Below are 11,175 nucleotides of genomic sequence, written 5' to 3'. Positions count from 1 at the left end.
CCGAGAGTTCCTTTCACTTTTTTACTTGTATATCCATTTCGGTAGTTATCTTTTTCTTCTGTTCTATCGTATTTTTCGTATCCTAGTTCTTCATCTAATTCAGCTTCTAACATTTCTTCTAATATCGTTCCTGATATCTCTTTTAGAAATCTGGTTACATCTGGTATTGTTTTTAATCCTTCTTTTTTGATCAATTCTTTGAAAAATGCTCTTTTTTCTCTTCTTTTCCTTGTTTCTTCTTTCATTTTAAAAAACACCTCCTTTGGTTTTATTTTACTACCAAATTCGGTGTTTTTTTATTTTACACAAAATTTCTTATACTCTCTTTATATACAGCCATTTAAAATATTCCTATATTAAAGTTTTTTGATCAAATTTTGTATGCCTGTTTTCAATTCACTAGATATTTTTTTTACTTCTGAAAGTAAAGATTGTTTATCCGCACTTGTTTCTAGTTCTTTTGCTTTTTCGTGTAATTGTGAGTGTAATTTAAGAACTTTTTTCCAATCTTCTTTACATTCTTCTTTGACGTTAACTATTTTAGTAAAAATACCAAAACTACATCTGTTTGGGTTTTCTTCTAAATCTGTTTCAGGATTATTGATCTTCTTCTCAAAATTTTTCACCCATTTTTCATGTGCTTGTATAGCTTTTTCAAATTCTTTTTTCTTTTCTTCATCATCGTATATATCAAATGCAGATAACATTTCTATTAGTTGATTTACATTATTTATTGTGTTGTCTGAAATATCTACCAGATATTCACTGTCTTTTGAAAGAACACCAGTGTCTTTTGTTATGCCTTCAACACTTGACCTAATTTGATCTACCATTTCAGATACAGAATTCATGTTTGAATTTATTTCCTCGGCTGTGGCGGTTGTTTCTTCTGTGTTAGCTGAAAAGTTTTCTATTATTTCATTCATGTCAGATATTCTCGAATTCATTTCTTCAAACTGCCCTAAGACATTCTGTGATTTACCTTCGGTTTTTTCAATCAATTCAGAAGTTTCTTTGTTAGATAGGTTTGTTTTTTGAGATATTTCTATTAAATTGGTGATTATTTTTGCTATGTCTTCTGTTGCTTTTTTACTTTCTTCAGCTAATTTTCTTATTTCGTCTGCCACAACGGCAAATCCTTTTCCAGCTTCTCCTGCTCTTGCAGCCTCTATCGCTGCATTTAAAGCTAAAAGATTAGTTTGTTCAGTAATGCTGTCTATTGTGTTAATTATCTCTTTTATTTCTTCGGAATTCTTGGATAGAATTTCAGAATTTTTCATAGATTCTTCAGCTTTTTTTACAGCTTCATACAACATTTCGTTCATTTGCTCTATATCTTTTACACCCTCATCTGAGCTTTGATTTATACCGTTTGATATATCGTTTAAATTCTGAGCTGATTTTGCTTGGTTATCGTTTGCAATTGTCAAATCTTCCATACTTTGATGTATATCATTTATTCTTTCATCTGTGTCTTTTGTATTAGTGTTTATAACTTTTGTTTTTTGATTTGTGTTATCCAAATGTTCTTTTGAGATTTTAGATGATCTTGCAAGGGAGGCACTTAAACTTCCCAATCCCTGTGAGAATTGAGTTATCTTTATCATAGAATTTTTAAGCTTATTTACAGCTTCTTTCAATGAGTTAGAAATATTTTCAAATTCTTGATCAAATTTCATTTCAGAAAAATCTAATACTAGCTTTCCGTTTGAAAAATCATCAACTTTATTTTTCAAATAATTAATTTCTTTAACTATTTTTCTCGATATAAATATGCTGAATATAATAATTATTATTAAAATAATTGAACTAATAATTATAGAATACAATATCCCATTTCTGTTATTTGAAACGATTTCGTTGTAATCTATTTTTGTTCCTATATATCCTATAATTGTATCGCTATAATCTTTTAGAGGAAACATTGCTATTAAATCATTACCCTTTATATTATAGTAATAAGATTCACCAGATATTATAGAATTTACATTTTTTGTAAATGAAGATAGATCGAATTCATTAGATTGGAAAATTTCTAAATCACTACTTAAATCATTCTTAAAAATTTTAAGTACGGAGTTTCCTTTTATTTTTTTCAAAAATTCTTGATTTATAGAAAGTCCTATTTCTACTGTTCCCTGGAATTCGTTATTATAAAAAACAGGGGCGACATACCTAAATCCTAGTCCGCCTCTACCTATTTCTAGTCCAGAAACAGGTTTTTTAGTTTTGTTAACCTGATTAATTGTTTCTCTATAAGAACTCAAATCATCTTCATATTTATCCAAGTTATGTAATCTTAAAAAAGATACAGAGTTTTTGTGAAAGTGGAATTGTGCTATATTATTATCTTTAAGTGTATCCCAAATAGGAAGAGTTAAATCTAGAAGTTTTTGGCGATTATTCTCAGCAAAAGCCTTTTTAATTTCTTCATTAGTTAGTATAGAATCTAAAGTTCTCTTCAAAGAATTTTCTAGATTCTCTAGCTCATTTAAATAACTATAATTTATCTGTTCTATATAGTTATCATTTTGGAAATCATAAACTCTATCTTGAAAAAATGTAGACAGCAAAATAATAGCAATTATTCCAATAACAACCATCATAGGTATGAAAATGTTCAACTTTGTTCTAATTTTCATTTCGTTTCCCCCTTATTAAGATTAAAATGAAAAAAATTATAAATAAATTATAACTATTATACATATATTATTATGACATGTCAAAAAATGTAGTAAAAAACTAATAAAAAATAAAAAAAGAAAATAATGGTGAAACCTATTATTTTTAAATGTCTAACAAGTAAACAAAATATTATGATTTCATTAAATGAAAATATGATGGTTAAAAAATGGTAACATTAATTAAATCTGTTACTTTCGTAAAAATCTTTTAATAATTAATATTTTATAATATATAATAGAAGTTTTTAAAAATTTTAGGAGGGATATTTATGAAAAGAACATTATTTTTAACCACATTACTTGTACTTACGCTATTTTTAGCATCGTGTATAACACAACCAAATGATCCTGGAGTTTTACCTGGAGATACAATTGAGTTAGACGTTACTTACGAAACTAATGTTAAAGATGGTTTTGTTAGTACAAGAAGCATATCAGCTTTTGAACCAAGTGAAACATTTCAATATTATTTTGGATTTAAGGGGAATGCACCTTTGTTTAAGGTTAATGAAATAGAAGTTCAAGCTAATGATTTAGTATATTATGAAGATAGTATAGCTATATCTTATAATAAAGCTGGAGAAGAAATGAAAGGAGCTATTCAATTATTTGATACTTCCGATAATGGTCAACCTAATGAATCTGTTAGAGCAAAATTTGAAAATGCAGATATAAATGATATTTTAAATGACGGAGATAATTTGATTTTTGCAGGTTATACAATTGTTAATAGTTTAAATACAATATATGTAAATATGGTTGACCAAAAAGATATAAAAAACATTAATAATGATAATCAAGTTGAAAGAACCAAGGAGAACTTAAGAAATGTAAAAGTATTATATGTCCAAAATGATCAACAGGAAAATGAAGCAGGATTAGTTGTAACTTCAATAGCAAAACTCGGTGATTATTATTATTTTTCTTTAGCAAATGAAAATGGAAAAATATTAAAAACAGATTCAAATTTTGAAATTTTAGACTCAGTAGATGTAAACTATGTCAAGGATTTACAAGTTAGTGAGAATAGCTTATATGCTTTATCAATAAGTACAGAAGGTGGAACCATTGTCGAATATAATTCAGATTTAGTAGAACAAAATTCTGTGGATGTTAACTCAATTACTAGCAATGAAGAAAAAGCAAGCTTAGCTATTTTAGGAGATTATGCAGCTTATACAAGAGCAGAAAATGGTTTTGACTTAGTTAACTTATCAGATGGTTCAGACATCGTTAATTTCCCTTTAGGTACCGTAAATGGTCTTTCATATATGGATAACAGCCTTTTCGTACACTCAGCAAGTGCTTTATTAGTTTATAAATTCGATGGCTTATCATTAGTAAAAAATGGAGAACATTATTTCTCAAATGCTGTTGAGGGAGATGGCACAGGTTTAGATGTAAATGAATTATCACCAAACTTTGTAACTTATAACCCAGAAACAAATTTAGTTTTCAATGCAACAGGAAATCAAGGAGTTTTTATGTACGAATTAATTGATCAAGATGCTTCTACACCAGATAAAGAGTATTTTGATAAAATTATATTAAATGGGAATCTTGTTTCAGGACATTTAAAAACTATACCCGTTGTTCCAACAGATGAAGATTCATATCCAGAAATTATTTTAGATATTATATATTATTCGAAAGACTCTGCGCATGATCACAAAATTGGAATATTTAATTATAAAGGAACTGGTGTTGACAATTGGGATCAATTACAAGGAACTGACGGATTTGAAGTTGTTGAGTTAATAGAAAGTACTAAGAATGAGAATAAAGATAGAGAAACGTACAAAGCTTATGCAAAATATTTAGGATTTTATATAAATGATCTAGACGAAAACAAAACTTTTAGAAATCCAAAAGCATTGGGAGATGACTATCCTAATGGAGAATCTGCAATAAAATTCTACATAAATGAAGACGGTAATAACGGAAAAGGTGAGATTATAGTTGGGTTTGAAGATGCAGGTTCTAACTCTAATCCAGATGGAGATTATAATGATGTAGTATTAGTAATTAGAGCTTATCATAAAAATGATACAATAACAGATCTTTTTGAAATAGTAGATTATCAATAATAAAAATCAAATCAAATCAAAGGCGGCTTTTAAGCCGCCTTTTTCATATCTTTACCAAAAAAATAGTTTTTAGAAACCTTTATAACATTTACCGCTATATCACTATCTGTAAAAAATTATTATTTTCAAAACTCAAATAAAAAAATGCAGCTTAAAAGCTGCATTTAATTGTATTAAGGCAATTGCTTCCCTCTTGCAAGAACATACAACTTATACCATTCTTCTCTGGATAGTTCAATATCTTCTGCATCTTTCAATTCTTTAATCCTTTTTGGATTAGTTGTACCAATAACAGGTCTAATATTTGCTGGATGGTTTAGTAAAAATGCTAAAACAACACTACCAGCTGAAGTCCTTTTGGAGTTGGATAATTCGTAAACATACTTCTTCGTTTCTAAAATTCTTTTTTCAACATCTTTTCCCAATGGTTTACCAGAAAAAATACCACCAGCCATAGAACTCCATGCTTGTAATTCTATATCATTTTGGATACAATATTCCATCAATCCTGTTGTGAATGTTGTGTTTTTACTTTCATCATTATTTACGCCAATTGTATTATCCAAAAAATCAAGCTTGTTTAAACTCATTTCCAGCTGATTTACAGAAGCTTTTCTTCCAACAGCGTTTTGAATAAAATCTATTTGATATTGATTCATATTGGAAACACCGTATGATTTTATAATCCCATTATCAAAAAGATAATCAAAAGCTTTTTTCAACTCTGATCTTTCCATTAAAGGATCTGGCCTATGCAGTAGAAATGAATCAAGATAATCTATATTCAATCTTTTTAAACTGTTCTCTACAGAGCTTATTAAATGAGAAGAACTAAAATTGTACCTTTGAACATCTGAATGAGATTTCAATATAATCCCTGCTTTTGATTGAATCTTCACTTTATTTCGTAAATTAGGATTGTTTTTGAGAACTTCGCCAAAAACTTGTTCAGACTTGCCATTCTGATAAATATCAGCAAAATCAAAAAGATCAATGCCAATCTCAACAGCGGTTAAAAATGCTTTTTCAGCAGTATCAACAGCATCTTTAGTAACTTTTTCTTTATCCCATCCTCCTCCTAACCACATCGTTCCGTAAATTATTCTACTATTACCAATCATATTGAACCCCCCTTAAAAGGAATCAAATTTCTTTATCATAACGATAAATATATTCAATTTTAACATACATATCATCTCACATAGTTGTGTATACAAATTATATAACAAAAATAAATTTTTTCACTATAGTGTGTTTATAAAAATAATTGAAGATATTTTGAAACGCTAAAGCTAAAATTATCATAAAAAAGAAGCCTTTTAAAAAGGCTTCTTCAATTAAATACATTACCAGTGATTAAGATCCGAACTTTCTGATTCTAAAAAGTTGAATTTTGTAGTGACAAAAACAATGTTTTTATCCACATCTTTTCCATCTTTCATTACGGGAGAAATATATTCAAGAAGATCTTCGTATTTCTCTATCAACTTAGAAAGTATGTTTTTTTTGAACTCATCACTTATCTCACTTTTTAGCACTCTATTTACTTGATGTGAAAAATAAACCCATAAATCCTTATCTTCTTCATCTTCAAAAACCAAGAATAAATCCGCTACTTTTGGATCTACATATTTAGTTTTTTGAATTTTAAAATCCCCTACTACAAATGGTTCTTCTTTAATTTTTAAAAACATAGTTCACCTCCGTGAATGATAAGATAAAATTATTGTTAATGAAAATTTACTTTACCTACAATATAATGATATAACTTTTTCACAAATAAGTCAATTAGTGAAAAAAATTATGATATCATAAGATGAGGTGATAAAAAATGAGTTTTTATGACAAATTTACTTTTAAAAATGGTGTAGAACTAAAGAATAAAATAGCAATGTCTCCAATGACAACTTATTCTGGAAACAAAGACGGAACTATCTCGGACCAAGAATTGACTTATTACAGCGAAAGATCAAAAGAAGTTGGGATGATTATAACTGGGACTACCTTTATGCAAGAAAATGGTCAAGGTTTTGAAAACCAATTTTATGCTGGAAATGATGATTATATTCCTTCTTTAGAAAGATTATCTAAAGCTATAAAGCAACATGGAGCTAAAGCAATACTTCAAATATTTCATGCAGGTAGAATGAGTAAACCAGGATTAAAAGAAAATCAAGATATAGTTTCTGCTTCAAATATTCCAGCTGAAAGAGAAAATGCACCTATTCCAAGAGAATTAAAGGATGAAGAAATCCAAGAAATAATCAAATCTTTTTATGAGGTTACTATAAGAGCAATAAAAGCAGGGTTTGATGGAGTAGAAATTCATGGAGCAAATACTTATTTAATACAGCAATTTTTCTCCCCTCATTCTAACAGAAGAATAGATAAATGGGGTGGGAATACATTCAAAAGATTGAAATTTCCTCTAAAGTTGTTGACTCAGTTATACAAGCAAAAAATGATATGAAAAAAGATGACTTTATAATAGGGTATAGATTCTCACCAGAAGAAAGAGAAAATCCAGGCATAACATTAGAAGATACAAAAATATTGGTGGATAAATTATGTGAAAAAGATTTGGACTATTTGCATATTTCTTTGGGAAAATACAACCAAACATCTATAAGAGAAGAAAATAACAAAATCACTGGAAAAGAAATTTTGAAAGTAATAAATGGTAGAGTTCCTCTAATTGGGGTAGGCTCGATATTTTCTGAAGAAGATTTAGAAAAAGCAGAAGAAATTGGTTATGATCTGATTGCAATAGGAAGAGGTTTATTGATAGAACCAAAAGTAATAACAACTTTAAAAAATGAAAAAGAAATTCAAAAAATAATAGATAAAAATAATACAACTCTACCAGATAATCTATTAGAAAAAATAACAAATCACCAAAAATCATATGGCATAACAATAAAATAAAAGAGCAAATGCTCTTTTATTTTATACCAAAGAATTAAAAAATAGCCAGAGTTTATGACCTTTCTTTATATAGGTTGTAATTGATGAAAACATTAAATTACAAACTATTACTATAATCGTTGTTCTGTATTTTCAGTTTTATAACATTAGGTAAAGATTAAAAGAATAAAAGATAATTTTTTTATTACTTGATTTATTTTTAAAAGGTGAATTAAAATGGATAATTTTTTTAAATTTGCATTAATAGGTATTATAATTGCTTTTGTTATGAATCTGAGTCCCAAACAAGTGGAATTAAAACCTTCTGAAATTAACCAATGGTTTAATATTGCAGAAAAATATGATGGGGTTAAGTATGAATATGGTGGAGATTCTTTTGAAGGTATAGATTGTTCTGGCTATATCATTAAAATGTATAATTCCATTGGAAGTTATATTTTTAAATATAAAAATGGTTATGCATTAGATGTATCTTCACAAGCATTATACGAATATAATACAAAATATATAGAATTTGGTGATCTCAAAAAAGGTGATCTTATTTTTTATGATGTTGATAATAATTCAAAAATAGATCATGTGATGCTTTACGATAGAGCTGATGCTGAGGGAAATATATGGGTATGGGATGCAGCGTACAAAATAGATGAAAAATTAATCAATAAAGTATCGCATAGAAAAGCAACAGAGATTTTTAGAAAAAATCCAAAATATGGAAGACCTTTAAAATTAAAGTTAGCAAATGATATTTTTGACTTATTAAAATAACTTAAACAATTAAGAAGCCTTAAAAGGCTTTTTTTAATTAAAAAAGAACCTCTAATAGAAGAGGTTCTGTGAAACTATACATTAATTAAATTTTGATTTAAAAAATCAGTTATATTTTTTGAAGTGATTCTATAAGTATTTCCGATTTTAGAAGCAGGCATTTTACCTTCTCTAATATATTTTCTAACAGTATCAGAATTAACTTTAAGTATTTTTGCCACTTCATCGGGGGTAAATACTTTCAAGTTATCATTTTGATCTAAAAAATCAACATCAATAGAGTTAGGTATATAACCATAAGTTTTCTTAAAATCAAGAATTTCTATACCAATGATGTTATCATTTTCATCTAAATCGGCATTATAGTTAATATTGTTATTTATTTCAATAGTTTTTAAGACTTTTGTTTTTTCGTTTTTATTTAAATAAATGTATGCAGAATCACTTTTTTTATCATAAGTCATTTTCATTTTTCTAACCTCCTTTTTATCAATTTATCTATATTAAGTGACAAACTGGAAATTAACCCAGTGTCGCTGTAATAATAACTTCGCGGTCATTCTCTACCACGTAAATAACTCTTACTTTTTTAGAAGAAAAAGCTTTAATTGCAATTTGTTTTTCTGGTTTACCTGATTTAGTGCTATCAGGATTTTTTAATGTTTCTAAAGCTTCTTCTTCAGATATTCCTCTTTGTGTCATACGTTGTTTAGCGGTTCAGTAAATATGGCATCTATCAGAACCACCCCCCTATATACATATCATATCATTATATATTATTTATCAATGTTTTATAAAATTTTATATAATTATATTACGTTTTGTATTACTATGTATTTTTAAGTTAAATTTAAAAAAAACAGATACTAAATTAATAGTATCTGTTTTAATGGAGGCAACGAAGGGATTTGAACCCCCGAATAGCGATTTTGCAGACCGCCGCCTTAGGCCCCTTGGCTACGTTGCCATATTTGCAAAGCAATTATAACACAGATATATATTAAAATCAAGAAAATTCTTTTTAAACGTTGTGTTTATCTAATTTGTGATTTGTTTCTTATAATACATGAATATATTCAATATTGCTATAAAGTACATGAATAAATACATGCTATTTGTTGGTAATTCAAAATTATTTATAAAATATAATATGTTAAAAACGAACATGGATAAAACTGTGATGGTTGCAGATAGCATGTATTTTGATTTTATAGAAAACAACATACCTATTCCTGAAGTAATAAGAAGTAATTTATAAAATATACTGTAATTTGTGATTTCTAAAAATCCAACTAAATTAAAAAGGGCAATAATTACAATAAAAATCCCAAAGGAAAATGAAATATATCTTATAATTTTTTCAAACATATTATTCCCCCTATATATTAAAAAAGAGAGTCCTTAGTTAGGAACTCTCTATTATTCTATTATGGCGGGGACGACGAGGTTCGAACTCGCGGCCACCGGTGTGACAGACCGGCATGATAACCAGCTTCACCACGTCCCCATGTACGAGATATATTCTATCAGAAATAAAAGAAAATGTCCACTTGTTAATGTTTCAATTTTGTTTCTATTTTTATATTTTTCATTTTTTAAATATTTTGAAAACAAAAAATAAAAGCAAAAGGGTATAGAAGTTTGTTTATGTACTTTAATTATAGTATTATATTAATGATTATTCAAAATGGGGGCGAATGTTTTGGTTATTACGGGTTTAGTTATGGGAATTATATTTGGCTCTTTACTTCATTTTGGCAAGATAAGGTTTAATTTAGCTTTTAGAAATCTTTTCTTTTTTAGTGATCCACATATTTTTAAAATGTTGATTTTGATAGTTACTTTAGAAGCTATTTATTTTCATGCTTTTGCTTATTTTGGGTTGTTAAACCTAAATCCTATACCCCTTAATTGGGTTTCTAATCCACTTGGTGGTATTTTAACTGGAATCGGTGTTGCAATAGCTGGTGGATGTGCAGGGATTACAAGCAGAAGTGGAGAAGGTATCACAACAGCCATGGTTACTTTGGCATCTTATGTAATTACTATATTTTTGGTTTCTAATTCATTTATTATTGATTTTTTTTCAAAGTTTGAAATAAGAGTGGATAACATAAATGAGTTGTTCGTTGAATCGTCTGGGCCTTCTTTGTATAGTATTTTAGGGATTTCACCTTGGGGAATTCTTTTTATTGCTGTTATTATTAGTTTTACTTATATTTTTCTATCTGGAGAAAGTAAAAGAAAAGGAGAGCATAGCTGGAAAATAATTGCAAATATAACGGCTTTATCTGGAGTCATCGCTTATATATTGTCACATTACAATGGAAGAGATTATGGATATGCAATAACTGCTGGATGGAAAAATATTATTAACTGGATTTTTGGTATAGAACCGATAGGATGGGTAGGATACGAAGTATTAGGCATTGTTTTAGGGGCGTTTTTAATTTCAAGATCTAATAATAAGTTCAGGTTTGTAGTTCCAAAAAACAAGAAAATATATATAAAGTTTATTTTTGCTGGTTTTTTGATTGGTTTTGGGTCAACTATAGCAAAAGGATGCACTACAGGCCATTTTTTAACAGGACTACCTCAGTTTTCTATCAGTTCAATAATAACTTTATCTTTTTTATTGGCAGCTAACTACTTGACTAATAGATATATTTTAAGAGGTCACATAAAAAAAATAAAAAACTGATGATACTTTT

At 28.0% G+C, this 11,175-nt stretch carries 10 protein-coding genes, 2 tRNA genes and 1 pseudogene; 4 read left to right on the top strand and 9 right to left on the bottom strand.

Translation table 11 applies throughout. The annotated features are described in order from the left end of the window. Positions 1-245: transposase (locus BLS00_RS10950; protein ID WP_176759900.1), on the bottom strand; the 245-nt coding region annotated here is incomplete at its 3' end. A 111-nt stretch (positions 246-356) separates the two neighbouring features. After that, positions 357-2,642 carry a methyl-accepting chemotaxis protein gene (locus BLS00_RS10175; RefSeq protein WP_091405706.1) on the bottom strand — a complete coding sequence of 762 codons (2,286 nt, stop codon included), beginning with the start codon at positions 2,640-2,642 and terminating at the stop codon, positions 357-359. A 311-nt stretch (positions 2,643-2,953) separates the two neighbouring features. Between BLS00_RS10175 and BLS00_RS10170 the strand changes: the two genes are divergently transcribed. Then, a complete protein-coding gene (locus BLS00_RS10170; protein ID WP_091405702.1) occupies positions 2,954-4,771 on the top strand; it encodes a hypothetical protein in 1,818 nt (605 codons plus the stop codon). Between the two features lie 173 nt (positions 4,772-4,944). Here the strand turns inward: BLS00_RS10170 and BLS00_RS10165 are convergent, their stop codons facing one another. Then, a complete protein-coding gene (locus BLS00_RS10165) occupies positions 4,945-5,892 on the bottom strand; it encodes an aldo/keto reductase (RefSeq protein ID WP_091405700.1) in 948 nt (315 codons plus the stop codon). Between the two features lie 225 nt (positions 5,893-6,117). Continuing rightward, positions 6,118-6,465, bottom strand: a complete 348-nt coding sequence (locus tag BLS00_RS10160; protein WP_091405696.1) for a hypothetical protein — start codon at positions 6,463-6,465, stop codon at positions 6,118-6,120. Positions 6,466-6,602: 137 nt separating this feature from the next. Between BLS00_RS10160 and BLS00_RS10945 the strand changes: the two are divergent. Beyond that, a pseudogene (locus BLS00_RS10945) lies at positions 6,603-7,696 on the top strand (NADH-dependent flavin oxidoreductase). A gap of 216 nt (positions 7,697-7,912) precedes the next feature. Next, positions 7,913-8,464, top strand: coding sequence for a C40 family peptidase (locus BLS00_RS10150; RefSeq protein WP_091405692.1), 552 nt, complete (start codon positions 7,913-7,915; stop codon positions 8,462-8,464). Between the two features lie 74 nt (positions 8,465-8,538). Here the strand turns inward: BLS00_RS10150 and BLS00_RS10145 are convergent, their stop codons facing one another. The 5 genes from BLS00_RS10145 to BLS00_RS10125 form a co-directional block, all read right to left on the bottom strand. Further along, positions 8,539-8,934: a helix-turn-helix domain-containing protein gene (locus tag BLS00_RS10145; protein ID WP_091405689.1), complete on the bottom strand. Its 396-nt coding sequence runs from the start codon at positions 8,932-8,934 to the stop codon at positions 8,539-8,541. 52 nt (positions 8,935-8,986) lie between these two features. After that, positions 8,987-9,166, bottom strand: coding sequence for a DUF4258 domain-containing protein (locus tag BLS00_RS10140; RefSeq protein ID WP_091405687.1), 180 nt, complete (start codon positions 9,164-9,166; stop codon positions 8,987-8,989). 188 nt (positions 9,167-9,354) lie between these two features. Beyond that, a tRNA-Cys gene (locus BLS00_RS10135) sits at positions 9,355-9,431 on the bottom strand. A gap of 71 nt (positions 9,432-9,502) precedes the next feature. Continuing rightward, positions 9,503-9,832: a hypothetical protein gene (locus tag BLS00_RS10130; protein WP_091405685.1), complete on the bottom strand. Its 330-nt coding sequence runs from the start codon at positions 9,830-9,832 to the stop codon at positions 9,503-9,505. 62 nt (positions 9,833-9,894) lie between these two features. Further along, positions 9,895-9,971: transfer RNA gene (locus BLS00_RS10125), tRNA-Asp, on the bottom strand. A gap of 195 nt (positions 9,972-10,166) precedes the next feature. Between BLS00_RS10125 and BLS00_RS10120 the strand changes: the two genes are divergently transcribed. Further along, positions 10,167-11,165: a YeeE/YedE family protein gene (locus tag BLS00_RS10120; protein WP_167848947.1), complete on the top strand. Its 999-nt coding sequence runs from the start codon at positions 10,167-10,169 to the stop codon at positions 11,163-11,165. The last annotated feature ends 10 nt before the right edge of the window (positions 11,166-11,175 follow it).

Source organism: Geotoga petraea (assembly GCF_900102615.1).
Classification (GTDB): Bacteria; Thermotogota; Thermotogae; order Petrotogales; family Petrotogaceae; genus Geotoga; species Geotoga petraea.
Note: the sequence above shows the minus strand (reverse complement) of the source record. Positions and strands in the feature narration are given on the sequence as shown.

Excerpts from the sequence above, each read along its gene's own strand:
- BLS00_RS10175 (WP_091405706.1), bottom strand. The coding sequence starts at position 2,642 with ATGAAAATTAGAACAAAGTTGAACATTTTCATACCTATGATGGTTGTT.
- BLS00_RS10170 (WP_091405702.1), top strand. The coding sequence starts at position 2,954 with ATGAAAAGAACATTATTTTTAACCACATTACTTGTACTTACGCTATTT.
- BLS00_RS10165 (WP_091405700.1), bottom strand. The coding sequence starts at position 5,892 with ATGATTGGTAATAGTAGAATAATTTACGGAACGATGTGGTTAGGAGGA.
- BLS00_RS10160 (WP_091405696.1), bottom strand. The coding sequence starts at position 6,465 with ATGTTTTTAAAAATTAAAGAAGAACCATTTGTAGTAGGGGATTTTAAA.
- BLS00_RS10150 (WP_091405692.1), top strand. The coding sequence starts at position 7,913 with ATGGATAATTTTTTTAAATTTGCATTAATAGGTATTATAATTGCTTTT.
- BLS00_RS10145 (WP_091405689.1), bottom strand. The coding sequence starts at position 8,934 with ATGAAAATGACTTATGATAAAAAAAGTGATTCTGCATACATTTATTTA.
- BLS00_RS10140 (WP_091405687.1), bottom strand. The coding sequence starts at position 9,166 with ATGACACAAAGAGGAATATCTGAAGAAGAAGCTTTAGAAACATTAAAA.
- BLS00_RS10130 (WP_091405685.1), bottom strand. The coding sequence starts at position 9,832 with ATGTTTGAAAAAATTATAAGATATATTTCATTTTCCTTTGGGATTTTT.